The sequence below is a fragment of the Neoehrlichia mikurensis genome (assembly GCF_019186785.1).
In the GTDB taxonomy this organism is placed as follows: domain Bacteria; phylum Pseudomonadota; class Alphaproteobacteria; order Rickettsiales; family Anaplasmataceae; genus Neoehrlichia; species Neoehrlichia mikurensis.
On the sequence record NZ_CP066557.1, the window covers coordinates 678,276 to 697,339 of the forward strand.

Consider the following 19,064-nt stretch of genomic DNA (forward strand, 5'->3'; position numbering starts at 1 on the left):
GGTTACGGATACAATTAAAATTAGTAGAGTAGCCTACATTAATTAGTTACATGCGGATAAGTGATTTTTATTATAGTTGAAATTGATAAATAATAATTTTTGATTAATCAAATATGGGGTGTTGTTTACTATTTATAAATTTAACAAATTAACTAATGCAAAATATTTATTAGTTTACAGAGGATATTGTGGATAGCAATGCATTTTGCTTATTATCGAGGTATTTAAATTACAAGTATGTTTAGAGTATCATTTAAGTTCTTTGTTTATATGCAGTTCAAATGCATCATGTAATACTTTTATTGCCAATGCTGAGTGAATACGCTCTATTAGTACACTAATTTTTATTTCTGATGTAGTAACAGCTAGTATTTTTATTTTATTATTACTTAAAGTATTAAACATCTTATATGCCACTCCAGGATTAGATATCATACCTACTCCAATAATCGATACTTCTGCTACTGTTGGGTTTATTATTAAATTATTATACATAATTTGATCTTTTAATTCTGTTAATAGTGCTGTTGTTCTGGCAATATGATCTTCTGAAATTGTGAAAGTAACGTTAATTTTTTCATGTCCTATATTTTGTATAATCATATCAACACTGATATTATTTTGTGCAAGAGGTGCAAATACTGCAGCAATTCCAGTTAATGTATTAATTGATTCTACTGTTATACTTACCGCATTGTTGTGAAGTGTAATACCTGTAATAGTGTGACTTTCCATAATTTCTTCCTTTCTTACTACGAATGTTCCTTGTGTTTTTGCAAAAGTAGATAGTACGCATAATTTTATATTATATCTCATTGCTATTTCTACGGATCTTACTTGTAGTATTTTTGCTCCTAAAGAAGACATTTCTAACATTTCATCGTATGTAATATTATTAACTTTACGTGCTGTAGGAACGATATTAGGATCGGTAGTGTAAATTCCATCGACATCTGTGTATATATAACAAAGATCTAACTTCAATGCGGCAGCAATAGCTACTGCAGATGTGTCTGACCCTCCTCTGCCTAAAGTAGTAATTCGGTTGTTATACACTCCTTGAAATCCAGCAATGATTGCAACGTCATTATCTTTTAAAAAATTTTTTAGTTCAGTATCTTCAACTTCAACTATTCTAGCATTAGAATAATGAGAAGAAGTTTTAATAGGTATCTGCCACCCTAGCCAGGATCTGGCTTTAATATTCATTTTCTGTAGTGCAATGGATAATAACCCAGATGAAATTTGTTCTCCTGAGGCAATAATAGAATCATATTCAGCAAGCGCTGAAGCAGTACATAAGTCGGATAATAGTTTAATTTTTGAAATAATGTCATTAGTAAATGTACCCATAGCAGATACAACTACTATTACTTTATAGTTATTTATAACATCATTTTGAATTATTTTTGCTACTTTATTAATACATTCTATATCTTTTAGAGAGGTGCCGCCAAATTTTTTAACAATAATTTTACTCATGATAAAAGATAAATAGTATGTTGTGAAGATTATAGTTGATTTTTTATGAGATTAACATAAGTAATTTTTTGGAAATTTAAATCTTATTAATAAAATTATAGCTGCTTTTTTTTACTAGTATTTATTTTAATAATGTAATGTATGCTTTTAGTATTAAAAATTATTTAATCATTTCTTTTACAGACTCTGATTATTACATATGTCAACATAATAAAAACAATAGTTGCTATTATTAACATTACAATTGTATGTGGATGAATAATGTTCTCTATAGTATTAATGAAGCCATGATTATCATGGATAGCTGTAATTTAAGATAAAATAATTTAGCTTTATTTTCTAAAATTTAGTTTGAATGTATTATTATTATTGTACTAGTAGTATTTGATATGGCAGGGGGGGGGGTAATATTGTTTCTGTGTTTTTGCAATAATTCTGTTGAGTATATAATATTAATATAATTCTTTAATGGTGTAGGTAAATATGTAGTTTTAGTACCTAATTTTTTATATTATTTAATAAATTAGTATGTATATAAACTTAGTAAGCTTTTGATCTATTTTAAATGTAGTTTTGATACCTAATTTTTATATAATCTGATTAATAATGTGTTATGTAATTGCTCTAATAATTATGTTAAGCAGTATTCTTGTTATTATATATGTAAAACAGTGTTATTGTATTGTGCTTATACATCTATTATATTGTGCTTATTTTAGTTCTCATTGTGATATATTTTATAATGTAATTGATTTTTTGTAGGATTAATATTAAGTAATAAACTAAAATTGTAGGCTGTTTTGTGATGGGAAAAAAATATTTTTATATTACTACTCCAATGTATTATGTTAATGATGTTCCTCATATAGGTCATATTTATTCAACGTTAATTTGTGATGTTATAGCAAGATTCAAGCGTCTTGATGGATATAATGTTAAGTTTATTACAGGCACAGATGAGCATGGTTACAAAATTCAAAAAGCAGCAGCAAAAAATAATTTTTTAGTAAAAAATTTTGTGGACAACAATAGTGCTGTTTTTAAAAAAATATCAGATGTAATGAGCTGTAATTATGATGATTTTATTCGAACAACAGAGAATCGTCATAAAAATGCAGTATATGGATTGTGGCAACGTTTGTGTGATTATAATCAGATATATTTAGGGCATTATTCTGGATGGTATTCTGTGCGAGATGAGGCATTTTATCAGGCGCAAGAACTTGTTGATAATCGTGCTCCTACAGGGGCTGAAGTTGAATGGGTAGAAGAATCTAGTTATTTTTTTAAATTGTCGGAATGGCAAGATGCATTACTTGATTTTTATAGCAAGAATCCTAACTTTATTACACCAAGACATAGATTAAATGAAGTAATATCATTTGTAAAATCTGGGCTAAAAGACTTATCAATATCAAGATATGGTTTATCATGGGGTATAAAAGTACCAAATGATGATAAGCACGTTATATATGTTTGGGTTGATGCTTTATCTAGTTATTTAACTGCTCTTGGATTTCCAGATACTTCAAATAGAGAATATCAGCAATACTGGGATAATGATCATAGTTTAAGTATTCATGTAATAGGGAAAGATATATTAAAATTTCATGCTGTATATTGGCCTGCAATTTTAATGGCTGCTAAGTTGCCTTTACCTAGTAAAATTTTAGCTCATGGTTGGTGGGTCAATGAAGGACAAAAGATTTCTAAATCGATAGGAAACGTTATAGAACCTTTTAAGTTAATAGAAGAATTTGGTATTGATCAAATGAGATATTTTCTTATTAAAGAAATTCCTATAGGAAATGATGGTAATTTTTCACGCCAGAGTGTTATTAATTGTATAAATTATGAATTAGTAAATAATATAGGTAATCTTGTACATAGAACGATATCTCTTATACATAGAGAATGTAATGGCTTGATTCCAGAAGTAGATATGAGTTTATTAAGTGATAAGGAATCATTACCTGATTACTATTGTATATTACATCAAGTAAGTGATTATATAATGCATTATGAACTTTATGAAGCTGTTAAATTTATAGTACAAATATCTTCTTCTGCAAATGAATATATAACAGAAAGAGCTCCATGGCATCTTTGTAAAATAGATAAGAAAGTTATGGAAGCTGTTTTATATAAGCTTGTGGAATATATAAGATGTATTGGTATGTTATTGCAACCTATTATGCCGAATGTAGCTTCGAAAATTTTAGATCAAATTGCTGTTCCTATTAATAAAAGATGTTTTAGTTTTTTTGCAGTGAAGAGTTGCATGGGAAGTAAATTACTAGATCCTCAACCTATTTTTACTAAATATGAATTATATTAGCTTTAAATACTAAAATATGTAATATGTTATGATTAAATAAAATATAGCAGTTATATATTTTGTAGTTATTAGTGTTTATTAATGCGTGTGTAATTATTTGATAATGTAATTTACTTTTTTATGTATCCACAATAATCACAATGTATTGATAATAAATATATTTTAATTTATTTCTCAAGCAATTGTTATTATTATGTAATTATATAATTTTGTAGTGATCAATATTTAAATACGTGTTGTTGATTGGTAATCAATAATGGAATATAGTACTTTTTCTAAAGGAACTATAGCAGGTTTTAAAGTAGTCATAGCAACATTAGTTGTGTAGTTTTAAGGTTTATTATTGGTATTTCATAAAAATTATTATATCAATATTTTCTTATGAGGAAATCATTAACATAATACATAGGGTAGTATATAAAAATATTTTTTCCATCACAAAACAGACTACAATTTTAATTTATTATTTAATATTAATTCTACAAAAATCAACGATATTATAATTTTTAGTTTATATGGGGTAGTATATAAAAAATTATTAACTAACATTTAATCATATTCCACATATAAAAATTATTACACAACATTATAGATATCAAAAAGAATTTTCTAATGATGGAAAAACACTTTTATATTAGAAATATATTATAAGTAATCTTGTATATAGGTGGTTTCTTTGAATATCAACTTGCTTTAAAAGTTTTTACTTCTAAAAGATGTAATTTTATTAAAGAGTAAATGATTATTAATGTAATACTGTTATGTTATAATGATTTAAAATTCATATGTAGCTTTAAGAAACTAATGCTATTATATAAACTTGGATAATTTATTATATTTTGCTTGCTCTGTATAGAGTAGCAATTTTATTGCATATATCTTCATAATATATTGTAGTAAATCCGGAATCTGCTATTTCTTGTATAAAGTTATTTTGTGATGGAAAGGCTCTAATACTATCAACAAGATATTGATATGCTGTTTTATTATTTGCTATAAATTTTCCTATATTAGGAATAATATTAAATGAATAGAAGTCGTAAATTTTGCTGAATAAGTTATTATTTTGTAATGGGGAAAATTCTAAACATATAAATTGTCCTTTAGGAGATAATACTCTATAAGCTTCTTGTAATGCACGATGTCTATTAGAAACATTACGTATTCCAAAGATTATAGTGTAATAGTCAAAAGTATTATTAGGGAATGGAAGATATTCTGCATTTGAGCAAACCCAATTTAATTTTAAAACATTTTTATCAATAGCATAATTACGGCCATGTGTAATCATCTCATAACTTATGTCACATACAGTAACATCAAGATTTTTTTTTTGTAGAATTTTTATAGCTATGTCACCAGTACCGCCTGCTACATCAAGCAGCAACCCTTTATCTTTAGTAATGCAATCAACTACCTTTGCTTTCCATAACCTATGCAGACCAAAACTCATAACATCGTTCATAATATTGTAGTGAGGTGCTACTGAACTAAATATTTGACGAACAAAATCAGATTTTTTCATGCCCTATAAAATAAATTTAGAAAGATCTAGTTGTTTTGAAATATCTTCAAGTTTTCTTTTTACATATGGACCATCTATAACATATGTTTTACCACTATTTTCTGATGCATTATAACTTATATCTTCCATTAGTTTTTCTAAAATAGTGTGTAATCTTCGTGCACCAATATTTTCAACTTCTCTGTTAACTACGGAAGCTATTTCTGCAATTGTAGAAACACCATCATCTGAAAAATTGATAGTTACATTTTCTGTTTTCATTAAAGCACAATATTGCTTTAATAAACTTGATTCTGGCTCTGTCAGAATTTTAATTAAATCATCCTTACTTAATGGATTAAGCTCTACTCTAATAGGAAGACGTCCTTGTAATTCTGGTAATAAATCAGAGGGTTTAGCTAAATGAAATGCGCCAGATGCAATGAATAATATATGATCTGTTGTGATAGTTCCATATTTTGTTGTTACGCTTGTTCCTTCAAGTAGTGGTAAAAGATCACGCTGTACTCCTTCTCTGTTAACTTCACCTCTAATTTCTGTTCGTGCAGCAATTTTATCTATCTCATCTAAAAATACAATACCGTCATTACTTGCTATGTGCAGAGCTTCTTTAATGATTTTATCTTCATCAATTAGTTTTTCTGTTTCTTCATGCATTAGTATTTCTCTTGCTTCTTTTACTGTAACATTAATAGTTTTTAACTGTTTATTATTACCTAGCATTTTATGTACTATTTCACTAATGTTCATGATTCCTATTTGTCCGCCTTGTACTCCTGGTATATCAAAAGAAGATATACTTTTATTTTCTTTAATACTAATGGATATTTCAGAATTTTCAAATTCCCCAGCTGATAATTTCTGTTGAAAAGTCATTTTTGTTTCTTCACTTGCATCCTGACCAATGAGGGCAGTTAATATAATATTTTCTGAGATTTCTGCGGCTTTTTTTGCAAAAATTTTTCTATATTTTTTTTTAACTAATCCAATAGCTATATCTACAAGATCACGTATTATAGAGTCTACATCTCGACCAACATAACCAACCTCAGTAAACTTTGTTGCTTCAACCTTTATAAATGGTGCGTTAGCTAATTTTGCTAATCTACGCGCTATTTCTGTTTTACCAATACCTGTGTGACCTATCATTAATATATTTTTTGGTATAATTTCTTCTCTTAACGGTAAAGGCACTTTATTGCGTCGCCAGCGATTACGCAATGCTATAGCAACAGCACGCTTAGCGTCTGCTTGACCTATAATAAATCTATCCAATTCTTGTGTAATTTGCTTAGGCGATAACTCCTGCATTACGTTATCTTCAGTAGATGCCACTTGATTTTGGTTTACAGAACATTTTTCAATATCACTGTAAGCATCTTTATTATTGTTAGAAGTGTGATAGTTACTTATTAAAGACATAATTAGCCCTCTATTTTTTCCATTATAATATTATGATTAGTGTAAATGCAAATTTCAGCAGCTATTTTCATAGATGTAGTTACTATGTATTCTAAACTCATTGCATTTTCAAGATCTTCCTGCGCTGCACACAAAGCTTTTGCTGCTGCTAGTGCAAAATTACCTCCTGAACCAATAGCTGCGATTCCATTTTCTGGTTCTAGAACATCACCATTACCAGATATAATTAAAGATACAGACTTATCTGCAACAATCATCATTGCTTCTAATTTGCGCAAATATCTATCCATACGCCAATCTTTAGCTAATTCCACACATGCTCTCATTAATTGTCCAGGATGCTTTTCTAACTTGCTTTCAAGTCTTTCAAATAGTGTAAATGCATCTGCAGTTGCTCCAGCAAATCCAGTAATGACTGTATTATTTGCTAAACGTTTTACTTTTTTTGCTGATGTTTTGATTACAGTATGACCTAAAGATACCTGTCCATCGCCTGCAATTATAACACTATTACCTCTTCTAATACATAAAATTGTAGTACCATACATTATACTATTGTCTTTATGGTCCATATAGCTCCTTTTTTTATGTACACACTTACCTAATTATTGCTTTGCCAGCTATTATATTTATATAAAAACTTATAATATATATATTTTATTATTAGAAATCAATAAATATAAAAGCAAGATATATATGACACAATTGTTGAATATGATAATGTAATTGTATTTAAGATATATGATAATGTATCTTATTAATGTAATATATATAATATACTTGTAATTAGACGGTTAATCATTATAGTAAGGCAATTATTAATTGCGCTCCTATGATGGTAATGTAGTAGATAAGTTAAGTATGAGAATATGTTGCATTGTTTGCGTAAACTTCTATATTTAAGATTTAAATGTGCTTTATAACTTTTATTGTAGTGTGGAATTTATGTAATATTATAAGTTAATAAATATGAATAGAATTCTTACTATCGATAATTATATTATCTACATTTTACATAGCTATGGAGACATTTTACTTTAAAACTATAGTATTATTTATAAAAAATTTGTTAGATATGTCGAAAAATTGCTAATAGCAAATACCGCTGCAATTTAATTATCGCAGTTTATTATGGAATAATTAAGTATAGAGACACCATTTTACCGTAATTAACAAAATGAAGAATAAATTTTATCTTTTTTGTGAGCATCTATTAAGTAAGGAGGTAGCATTGCTCTACTTTACTATTAAAGAGATTCCTTGTTAGCTAAAACAAGTATATATACCTAATATGATATAAGTTTTATCAAGAAAATGTTTAGTAAAGAATTTATAAATATGAAGTGAAGCATAGTGCTATAACAGTTGAAGGATTAACATTTTATTAGTACATTTTAATGTATTATTGCTAGTAGAAGTGATGACATCATACCTATTTTGATGTCCTTTTCATTTTTTAAAGATTTAGCTTTTACTAATATAGAGAGTAAGCATATTATGGAACTATGTTTTATAACGTTTCTGTATAGCTTATATCTTTTAATTGTACTTATTGTGATATTTTTACATGTTATAAGCAAAATGCTATAAATATAAAAATTTATTGTATAGTATATAATTATTTATTATGACAGTAGGGTGTTAATTTTTATAAATTTCTATATATAAATCATTATCATTAGGATAAGGACTGTTCTGAGAGAAATCTATAGTATCTTTGATGACATTACGTATTTTTTTTTCATATTCATTAAGAACATCTTCGGTAGTAATATTTTGAGATATTATATATTTTTTTAGTCTATTGATAGGATCTTTAATTTCTTTTATTTCCTGTACTTCTTCTTTTGTTCTATATGTTGCTGGATCTGACATTGAATGTCCTCTGTAGCGGTAAGTTTTTATTTCAAGCAATACTGGACCGTTGTTTTCTCTACAGTGTTTTGCAGCATCTTGTCCTGTTTGTATTACTGAAAATATATCCATGCCATCTACTTGATAACCAGGTATTCCACAACTTTCACCTTTTTTATATAAATCTGTTATGTATGATGCTCTTGCAACAGATGTGCCCATTGCGTACTCATTATTCTCAATAACATATATTATAGGCAATTTCCATAAAGATGCCATATTAAAGGATTCATAAACTTGACCTTGATTAACAGCTCCATCACCAAAGCATGCAAATACTACATTTGTATTTTGCTTATATTTATTAGCAAATGCAATGCCTGTTCCTATTGATACTTGCGCTCCTACAATGCCGTGTCCGCCGAAAAAATTTTTTTCAATATTAAACATATGCATAGAACCACCTTTACCTTTTGAACATCCTGTGCTTTTGCCCATAAGTTCTGCCATAACATATTTAGGGTCTGTACCCGCAGATAACATAAATCCGTGATCCCTGTAACTAGTAATGATAGAATCTCCATTGATTGTAGAATATTGTAATCCTACAGCTACAGCTTCTTGTCCTATATATAAATGGCAAAAACCTCTTATAAGGCCCATGCCATAAAATTGGCCTGCTTTTTCTTCAAATCTACGTATCAGTAACATATTATAATAACAGTTGATAATTTGTTCTTGTGTTAAATTTTTATAAAGCGACATTTATATTTACTCCATAATCTAACAAGTTGTTATAATAAAGTTATACTTTATAAAACAGCACTTATAATTTATCAAGGTATTTACAACAATGAGTTAACAATTAGCCAATCTTGTATATCTTTTATTTGATAATTTTCCATTAAAGAAGGATTATGACCTATATTAGGATACTCAATATAATCAGTTATTGGATTTAATTCTATCATTTTTTTTAAAGTATCTCTTGTTAAAATATCTGATTGACTTCCCCTAAGAACTAATGTTTTACTTTTTATTTTTTTCCACACATCCCACATATTCATATTGTGTATAGATTTAATTGTATCATTGAATGCTATACTTATTTTTGGATCGGCAGCAATTATATAATCATTTTGTTGTTTAATTATACTGTATTTTACAATATGATCCCAATGTTCTTTTTGCGTAATTTTAAAATTATAAAGCATTTTTTGTAAATAATGTTTTGCACTGCTTACATTGTTGAATTTAGGGATGTTACTAATATATTCAGCAATTTTCTTTAAAGGGACTATATCAATAAATGGTCCTATATCATTTAAAATTAGACTATTAATTAATTTTGGAAAATATGCTGCTAGGTACATACCTATAATACCACCCATTGATGTACCAAGAAAGTTAATTTTGTTAATTTTAAGATGTTGTAGTAGGTATATAATGCTTTTACAGTATGTCGAATAGTTGTATAGTGTTAAGTTTTTTATCCAGCTACTCTTTCCTCTTCCTATTATATCAGGGCATATTACTTTACAATGTTTTGAAAGTGAAATAGCTAAGTAATCAAAATCTCTACAATTTCTTATTATTCCATGTACACATACTAAAGGTATAGAATTTCCTACATAGTCAAATATTAAGTAATGTATTTTAAATGGTTCTGAAAATTGTGAAACATGAAAATAGCTCATTATAAACCGTAGTAATAATATTATTAATTTAATATATCAATATCACTATCAAGAAGAAACTTATTTATTATTAGTAAAAAAGTATTGACATGGAATGTATATTTCGTTAAAACTTGTAATTCATGAAACATTTAAAGTTGTTTTGTATATTTTTGATGTTTTGGTTGTTTGACAAGTAAGTAGAAAGATTAAAATGGTAGAGATTATTATATAATATAATCTTGATTCAATTAGCTGAAAAGTATAAAAATGTAGTTTTAATACTACATATATTTTGCAAATAAATAAACAATTAAGAGCACTTGATGGATGCCTTGGCGTTAAGAGGCGATGAAGGACGTGGTAGGCTGCGATAAGCTACGGGGAATTGTCAAACGAGTTTTGATCCGTAGATTTCCGAATGGGGGAACCCAATCAATTTATTGATTATTGCATGCTGAATTCATAGGTATGCAAAGCAAACCCGGTGAACTGAAATATCTAAGTAGCTGGAGGAAAGGACATCAAATGAGACTCCGTTAGTAGTGACGAGCGAATGCGGAATAGGCCAGTAATTTATAACTAAAAACTAGAATATTTTGGAAAAAATAACCATAGAGGGTGATAGTCCCGTATAGGTAAAAAGGTTATAGATTCTTGAGTAGAGCGGGGCACGTGAAACCCTGTTTGAACGTAGGGGGACCATCCTCTAAGCCTAAGTACTCCTTAACGACCGATAGTGAACAAGTACCGTGAGGGAAAGGTGAAAAGAACCCCGGTGAGGGGAGTGAAATAGATCCTGAAATCAAGTGCTTACAAGCAGTTGGAGCTTTAATTTAGTATTTTATATTAAATGTAAAGTGACAGCGTACCTTTTGCATAATGGGTCAGCGAGTTAATCTATTAAGCAAGCTTAAGCCGTTAGGTGTAGGCGCAGCGAAAGCGAGTCTGAATAGGGCGTTTAGTTTAATGGATTAGACCCGAAACCAAGTGATCTAGCCATGACCAGGTTGAAGATGTAGTAAAATACATTGGAGGACCGAACCTGTTACTGTTGCAGTAGTATTGGACGAGTTGTGGCTAGGGGTGAAAGGCCAATCAAACTTGGAAATAGCTGGTTCTCCGCGAAATCTATTTAGGTAGAGCGTTGTAATATATACTTTTGGGGGTAGAGCACTGAATGGACTAGGGAGACTCATCCTCTTACCAAATCCAATCAAACTCCGAATACCAATAAGTAGTTCTACAGCAGACACACTATGGGTGCTAAGTCCATGGTGGAGAGGGAAAAAGCCCAGATCGCCGTCTAAGGTCCCAAAATTATGGCTAAGTGTGGAAGGATGTGAGAAAACCAATACAGCTAGTAGGTTGGCTTAGAAGCAGCCATCCTTTAAAGAAAGCGTAACAGCTCACTTGTCTAAATAAGTTTTCTTGCGCCGAAGATGTAACGGGGCTAAAGCCATATACCGAAGACGCGAGTACCGTAAGGTACGGTAGCGGAGCGTTTCGTAAGCCTGTGAAGGTAATTTGTAAAGATTGCTGGAGGTATCGAAAGTGAGAATGCTGACATGAGTAGCGTAAAAGAGTGTGAAAACCACTCTCGCCGAAAACCTAAGGTTTCCTGTGTTAAGTCAATCTGCGCAGGGTTAGTCGGACCCTAAGGCGAGGCCGTAAAGGAGTAGTCGATGGGAATCAGGTTAATATTCCTGAACCTTTTAAATGTGACGAATTTTGTGTTAGTATAAATCTTATTGGATTGATTTATGCTTTAAAAAAATTCCAGGAAATAGCATTTAAGTTAATAAGGCCGTACCGTAAACCGACACTGGTAGGTGGGTAGAGTATACTAAGGCGATTGAGAAAACGATGTTGAAGGAACTCGGCAAATTACACCTGTAACTTAGGGAGAAGGGTGACCTGTATGTGGGCAACCATATGCAGGTGGCACAAAATAGGGGGTAGCGACTGTTTACTAAAAACACAGGGCTCTGCAAACACGTAAGTGGAAGTATAGGGCCTGACGCCTGCCCGGTGCTGGAAGGTTAACATGAGGGGTGCAAGCTCTGAATCGAAGCCCCAGTAAACGGCGGCCGTAAAACTGACGGTCCTAAGGTAGCGAAATTCCTTGTCGGGTAAGTTCCGACCCGCACGAATGGCGTAACGATTTCCCCACTGTCTCCAACATCGACTCAGCGAAATTGAATTCCCCGTGCTGATGCGGGGTACCCGCGGGTAGACGAAGAGACCCCGTGCACCTTTACTATAGCTTTACATTGATATTAGGAATGTGATGTGCAGGATAGGTGGGAAGCTTTGAAGCTAGAACGCTAGTTTTAGTGGAGCTGACCTTGAGATACCACCCTTTACGTTTTTGATATCTAACTATGTTTCATAATCTGGAATTAGGACATTGTATGGTGGGTAGTTTGACTGGGGCGGTCGCCTCCTAAAGAGTAACGGAGGCGTGCGATGGTAGGCTAGGGCTGGTCAGAAATCAGCTTTTATAGTATAATGGCATAAGCCTGCCTGACTGTGAGGCTGACAAGCCGAGCAGAGACGAAAGTCGGTCATAGTGATCCGGTGATTCCGTATGGAAGGGTCATCGCTCAACGGATAAAAGGTACGCCGGGGATAACAGGCTTATGGTGTCTAAGAGTTCATATCGACGACACCGTTTGGCACCTCGATGTCGACTCATCACATCCTGGGGCTGAAGTAGGTCCCAAGGGTTCGGCTGTTCGCCGATTAAAGTGATACGTGAGTTGGGTTTAGAACGTCGTGAGACAGTTCGGTTTCTATCTTCCGCGGGCGTTTGGAAATTTGAGAGGAGCTAACTCTAGTACGAGAGGACCGAGTTGGACATACCTCTGGTGTACCAGTTGTTGTGCCAACAGCATTGCTGGGTAGCTAAGTATGGATAGGATAATTACTGAAAGCATCTAAGTAAGAAACCTTCCTCAAGATTATATTTCCCCATTAGAGCCGTGAAAGACTATCACGTTGATAGGCTAGATGTGTAAGTATGGTAACATATGTAGCTAACTAGTACTAATAGCTCGATTGGTTTATTTATTTTGTAAATTATGTGTAGTGTTAAGATTATATTTTTATTCTTTCTTCTTACTTTTTTGGCATAGTTTAATTGGGTTGGTGGTAATAGCAAAAGTGAAACACCCGGTTACATTTCGAACCCGGAAGTTAAGCCTTTTAGCGCCTATGGTACTTTATCTTAAGATACGGGAGAGTAGGTCGCTGCCAGCCTTATTAAACTATGTGTTTTTCATTTTTCTCTTAGATCAATATTATTTAATATATATGTCAGGATTAAATTGTATTTTAATCTTTAAGCTATATTGTATCCTACTTGCATTCATATGGAATTATTATTAATAAAGCTTATTTTATAGTAGAAGCATTTTTTTACATATATGCATACTAAAATTGCTTTTATTCTTTGAGTTGAAAGTGAGGTTCATAATTTGATGTTTCATGAGTAATAATAACATCATGAACATGGCTTTCACGTAATCCTGATGATGTTATAATATTAAATTTACAATTTTTTTGCATTGAGGCAATATTTGCATTTCCTGTATATCCCATAGCAGATTTTAATCCCCCAATTAATTGATATATAACATCTGCAGCGCTACCTTTGAATGGTACTCTACCTTCTACTCCTTCAGGAATGAATTTACTACTTTCGTCTTGAAAATATCTATCTCCTGAGCCATCTCTCATTGCATTAATTGATCCCATACCTCTATAAGTTTTATAAGCACGTCCATTATATATAATAATATTTCCGGGACTTTCATCAGTTCCAGCAAAAATAGATCCTATCATTACAACGTCAGCTCCTGCTGCTATAGATTTGGCAATATCTCCAGAATATTTTATACCGCCATCTGCAATAACTTTTATATTTTTGTCTTTACATTCTGCAGCAATATTTTTTATTGCAGAAAATTGAGGTACTCCTACTCCTGTCACAATTCGAGTTGTACAAATAGATCCAGGACCTATTCCGACTTTTATAGCATCAACACCTGCTTCAATTAATGCTAGTGCACCTTCTGCTGTAGCAACGTTGCCGCCAATAACTTGAGAATGTGGATACATTGCTTTAATTTCTTTGATAGTATGAATTACTCTTTCAGAATGGCCATGTGCTGTGTCAACAACTATAATATCAGCTTCTGCTGCAATGAGTCTTTCTGCCCTTTCAATCCCTTCTTTAATACCTGTACCTACTGCTGCAGCAACTCTTAATCTTGCTTTACTATCTTTGCATGAATTAGGAAATTTGTTAAATTTTTCAATGTCTTTAACAGTAATTAGACCTATACAACAATAATTTTCATTTATTACAATTAGTCTTTCTATTTTATTTTTATGTAGTAATTTCATTGCATCAGATCTTTGTATACCTTCCTGTACTGTAACAAGGTTATTCTGTGTCATAATATCACGAACTTTACAGCTTTTATCTTCAATGAATCTTACATCTCTATTTGTTAGTATCCCTACTAATTTATTTGTATTGTTTGTAACTACTGGGATACCAGAATAATTATATTGCTGCATAAGTGCTAGTGCTTCAGATAGTGTTGCATCAGGAAGAATTGTTATAGGATTGTACACTATCCAACTTTCGTGTTTTTTAACTTTTTTTACTTCAGTAACTTGATTTTCAATTGATAAATTTTTATGTATGCATCCTATGCCCCCATGCTGAGCTACTGCTATAGCAAGTTTTGATTCAGTGACTGTATCCATAGCAGCTGACATTATAGGAATACCTAATTGTATATCATTTGTGATATAAGTTTTGACATCTACATCTGTTGGGAGCACATTTGATTGTGCAGGAATAATTAAAATATCATCAAATGAGTAAGAAATTTCCACTGGTTACCTTTTTTTATGGTGTTTATTAAGTATATGAACTTTTAATATATATGCAATAGTATTACTATTCTCTTGTTATTAATATTACTTATGTTTTCTATACATGGGTATTTTATGATTATAGAAGTTAAGTGTGGTATTATTATGTAGCTAAATTATAAAGGTTAACTTTATTAATTAGGTATTGTAAAAGTATAAGAAGTATTTATTTAGTAAAAATTTTTTATATGAGGGATTTAAAATAACTAAGAACAAAGAAACATGAAATGTTTTAGAGACCAAATGATATTTGAATACATTTTTGATAAAACGTGCACGTAGTAAATTCTTATTTATAACATAATCCTATGTAAAATATAAGAAAATCTTAAGTAATGATATATAAAAATTTTCTAAATATGCTAGAGGATTTTATTTGCTGATCATAATAGTATTATTTGGATAGATAATTATAAAATTTATGGGTAATGTATATAGCTAGCTTAGTAAATAAGCTTTTTTATTAATTTAAAATATGTAATAATTTGTGACATAGTTTTTTTTTGCTTATTATATTAAAATAAAAATTGTTCTGTGATGATTCTTTCTTCTAATTTATTGTGTGGATCAAATAATAATGTAATATCTAAATTATGTACTTTTTGTATTGTAACATTTTTTATATTATGAAATTCCGTATAATCTGCTACTGCATTTACTAAACGTATTTCAGGATTTAATACTTCGATTTCTACTATTGCGTTATTTGGCAAAAGAGCACCGCGCCATCTTCTTGGTCTAAAAGGATTGATGGCAGTTAAAGAAATAATGTTAGAGTTTAATGGTAAAATAGGTCCTCCAGCAGAAAAATTATAAGCTGTACTACCTGCAGGGCTTGCTACTAACACACCATCAGATATTAATTGTTTCATGACTAATTTATTATTAATCTTTATTTTAAGATTTGCAGCTTGATGAGTATTACGCAAAAGTGAGATTTCATTAATTGCTATTGCGTTATACTGAATACCATTTATGTCAAATGCAGTCATTTTTAAGAGTAGGAGTTTTGTACTAACGGCGTTATTAATTAATGTAATTAAATCATTATCTGAGTATCTATTTAATAAAAACCCAACTGTACCATAATTTATTCCATATACAGGAATATTTCTACAACATTGAATAACATAGCTATGTAAACTATGAAGCATTAAACCATCACCTCCCATTACTACTAATAGATCAATAGAAGAATTAGGATTTTCTGTGATATCTATTAAATTATACTTTTCTTTTAAAAGATTTATTTGCTGATCTTCAACAAAACTGCTAGCAACATATCCAATGTTCTTATACTTAATCATTAAAAATACTAGCTAGGTAATTTATGCTAAATCTCCAAATCTATTCAAGAACTTAGCAGCTTTGCTATTTTTTTTGCCAGCAACTCTTAATCCAGGATTCCATGCAGGGTGATTGAAGTGATCAGTTTCAAGGTGTATTTTAGTAATTTTATTTTCTGTTCCTATAGTAGACATCATTGTTTGTTCGCTTCCATCTGTAAAAACAACTAATATAGGATGAGCCTTAGGGTGTCTTTCACTTTTTGAAACCTTTACATTTTTCATGATAAAACCTAACTTAATTGTTAATATATTTTATTAATTCAAACATCAACTACTTCTTATACTATATTAGTGTTACGTTTTTGTCAAATTTAACTAAGTTTAGTATTTTAATTGTTACATATTTTGAATCAGTTGGTAATTACAATATAGAATATTCGGTATTTACGTAGGTTATGCGAATTGTTTTTTAACAACTTTGTTTTTATTAGGGATAATCATATTTTATTATAGTTTGTGGGGTTTTATATTAACTGATGTTGTTATTTTATTTATTATGTACTTATTTCTTGATAAATTAACTTTGACTGAGTTATTTATGCGAACTATAATTATTTGTAGAATAGGTAATAAGCTAAATATATGATATTTGTATTTCCTGGACAGGGTTCTCAGTTTGTAGGGATGGGAAAAGAAATTTATGATAATTTTACTGCTGCCCGTAATGTTTTTCACGAAGTTAATGATATATTAGGTAAGGATTTAACTAAAATAATATTTGAGGGACCATCTGAAGATTTAATGTCTACTGAAAATGCACAGTTGGCATTAATGGCAGTGTCAATAGCAACTTTGCGTGCACTTGAAAGTGTTTTAGGAAAAAAATTCTGTTCCAGTGATAAAGTGAAATATATGGCGGGTCATTCGGTTGGTGAGTATACAGCCTTATGTGCGTCTGGTGCCATAAGTTTACCATTTATGGTGCAACTTTTAAAAGTGAGAAGTAAGGCAATGCATGAAGCAGTTGCTTATGGTTATGGAGGGATGGTAGCTTTAATAGGTGGAAGTATTGATGAAGTAGAATCAGTAGTACATTCTGCAAAAGCTTACGGTATATGTGAGATTGCAAATGATAATTGTAATGGACAGGTAGTTGTTAGTGGAGTAAGGAGTGCTTTAGAGAATTTGGAGCATCTTGTGAAAGGTACAAATATTAGGAAAATTATAAAATTACAAGTAAGTGGTCCATTTCATTCATCATTGATGTATTCTGCTTATAAAGAGGTGAGTAATTTTATTGATTGTATTGATATTAAGATGCCGGCTATTAATGTAGTATCTAATGTTTCTGCAAGTGAATATACAAATTGTTCTATGATAAAGGATTTATTGGCAAGGCAGATTATTAGTAGAGTAAGATGGAGAGAAAGCGTAATTTATATGATAAGACGTGGTTATTCTCATTTTGTAGAAATTGGTGCAGGTAACGTTTTGTCAAATTTAGTACAAAGGATTGATAATACAGTATGTAGTGTTAGTGTTAGTACTGTAAAGTGTATAGATGCTGTGGTATCTAGTTATTTTAGTGTTGTTGATGCTTGATATTATTGAAAGTAGTAATAGGATGCAGTAAAGCAACCCAATCTTTTTTTGGAGTATTTATCAAACTTATATTTTAAGGCTGATATTAAGCTTGCTGGTAAAAGTTTTTATTAATATTTGTGTTAAATGTTTATTACTTTTGAAGGGATAGATGGGTGTGGTAAGACAACACAATCTTCTTTATTGCTGAAGTATTTATCAAACTTATATGGTAAGGATAATGTTGTGATTACCAGAGAACCTGGTGGTACTTCTTTTAATGAGCTTGTACGTAAATTACTATTAGGTTTTACAGGTGAGAGAATTGATGCAGTAACGGAGTTGCTGTTTTTTATAGCTATGCGTAAAGAAAATTTTATAAAAGTAATAAAACCTAATTTATTGAATGATAAAATAGTAATATGTGATAGATTTATTGATTCAACAGTTGCGTATCAAGGCTATGGGCATGGTATTCAATTAAGTATAATTAAATTTCTTAATGAATTAGTTGTAGATATTCTTCCTGATATGACTTTTATTATTGATATTGATGTTAATAAATCTATATTAAGGGCTCATCACAATGGATATGAATCTTTAGATGTAAATTTTTATAAAAATGTAAGGTATGGATTTCAGTGTATTGCGAAAGAGAATGTGAAGCGTTGTCATATTATTCAATGTGAAGATGATGATAAAAATTCAATACATAACAAGGTTATAGAGTTATTTCATGCTAAGCAATATTAAGTATTTATTTTCTTATTTAGGTTGTCTGTAGTAGGTAAATATAGGTTATGAAATAATATTGAGGATTATTAGGTCAATATTATGATTGATACTAAAATTATAAAGGTAAAGAAGCATTATTGGGTGTAACAATATTTTCAATTTTAAAATATTACATAAAAAATTTAGTATTATGGTCTATAGTATATATATTT

12 protein-coding genes and 2 rRNA genes are annotated in these 19,064 nt (G+C 30.4%); 5 read left to right on the plus strand and 9 right to left on the minus strand.

Features of this window, described 5'->3' with window-relative positions; all coding sequences use genetic code 11:
* Positions 1-249 precede the first annotated feature (249 nt).
* Entirely contained in the window at positions 250-1,482 is a 1,233-nt protein-coding gene (locus tag HL033_RS02730; protein ID WP_218193783.1) for an aspartate kinase, read from the minus strand.
* Positions 1,483-2,287: 805 nt separating this feature from the next.
* Between HL033_RS02730 and metG the strand changes: the two genes are divergently transcribed.
* On the plus strand, positions 2,288-3,820 hold the full coding sequence (gene metG, locus HL033_RS02735; RefSeq protein ID WP_218194502.1) for a methionine--tRNA ligase: 1,533 nt from the start codon (positions 2,288-2,290) through the stop codon (positions 3,818-3,820).
* Positions 3,821-4,652: 832 nt separating this feature from the next.
* Here the strand turns inward: metG and HL033_RS02740 are convergent.
* The 5 genes from HL033_RS02740 to HL033_RS02760 form a co-directional block, all read right to left on the minus strand.
* On the minus strand, positions 4,653-5,345 hold the full coding sequence (locus HL033_RS02740) for a class I SAM-dependent methyltransferase (protein ID WP_218193784.1): 693 nt from the start codon (positions 5,343-5,345) through the stop codon (positions 4,653-4,655).
* A gap of 3 nt (positions 5,346-5,348) precedes the next feature.
* Positions 5,349-6,767 carry an ATP-dependent protease ATPase subunit HslU gene (hslU, locus tag HL033_RS02745; protein WP_281422985.1) on the minus strand — a complete coding sequence of 473 codons (1,419 nt, stop codon included), beginning with the start codon at positions 6,765-6,767 and terminating at the stop codon, positions 5,349-5,351.
* A 2-nt stretch (positions 6,768-6,769) separates the two neighbouring features.
* On the minus strand, positions 6,770-7,339 hold the full coding sequence (gene hslV, locus HL033_RS02750; RefSeq protein ID WP_218193785.1) for an ATP-dependent protease subunit HslV: 570 nt from the start codon (positions 7,337-7,339) through the stop codon (positions 6,770-6,772).
* 1,069 nt (positions 7,340-8,408) lie between these two features.
* Complete coding sequence (pdhA, locus tag HL033_RS02755) at positions 8,409-9,386, minus strand: pyruvate dehydrogenase (acetyl-transferring) E1 component subunit alpha (RefSeq protein ID WP_218193786.1); 978 nt, start codon at positions 9,384-9,386, stop codon at positions 8,409-8,411.
* A gap of 80 nt (positions 9,387-9,466) precedes the next feature.
* On the minus strand, positions 9,467-10,318 hold the full coding sequence (locus tag HL033_RS02760; RefSeq protein WP_218193787.1) for an alpha/beta fold hydrolase: 852 nt from the start codon (positions 10,316-10,318) through the stop codon (positions 9,467-9,469).
* Between the two features lie 282 nt (positions 10,319-10,600).
* On the opposite strand from HL033_RS02760, the gene HL033_RS02765 reads away from it, so the two are divergent.
* Positions 10,601-13,370, plus strand: a 23S ribosomal RNA gene (locus HL033_RS02765).
* Positions 13,371-13,443: 73 nt separating this feature from the next.
* Positions 13,444-13,558, plus strand: a 5S ribosomal RNA gene (gene rrf, locus HL033_RS02770).
* Between the two features lie 186 nt (positions 13,559-13,744).
* Here rrf and guaB read toward each other — a convergent pair.
* The 3 genes from guaB to rpmE form a co-directional block, all read right to left on the minus strand.
* Positions 13,745-15,208, minus strand: a complete 1,464-nt coding sequence (guaB, locus tag HL033_RS02775; RefSeq protein ID WP_218193788.1) for an IMP dehydrogenase — start codon at positions 15,206-15,208, stop codon at positions 13,745-13,747.
* A gap of 554 nt (positions 15,209-15,762) precedes the next feature.
* Positions 15,763-16,554, minus strand: a complete 792-nt coding sequence (locus HL033_RS02780) for an NAD kinase (RefSeq protein WP_218193789.1) — start codon at positions 16,552-16,554, stop codon at positions 15,763-15,765.
* Between the two features lie 21 nt (positions 16,555-16,575).
* Entirely contained in the window at positions 16,576-16,818 is a 243-nt protein-coding gene (gene rpmE, locus HL033_RS02785; RefSeq protein ID WP_218193790.1) for a 50S ribosomal protein L31, read from the minus strand.
* Positions 16,819-17,178: 360 nt separating this feature from the next.
* On the opposite strand from rpmE, the gene fabD reads away from it, so the two are divergent.
* Entirely contained in the window at positions 17,179-18,138 is a 960-nt protein-coding gene (fabD, locus tag HL033_RS02790; RefSeq protein WP_218193791.1) for an ACP S-malonyltransferase, read from the plus strand.
* Between the two features lie 126 nt (positions 18,139-18,264).
* Positions 18,265-18,870, plus strand: coding sequence for a dTMP kinase (gene tmk / locus HL033_RS02795; protein WP_218193792.1), 606 nt, complete (start codon positions 18,265-18,267; stop codon positions 18,868-18,870).
* Positions 18,871-19,064: the final 194 nt, after the last annotated feature.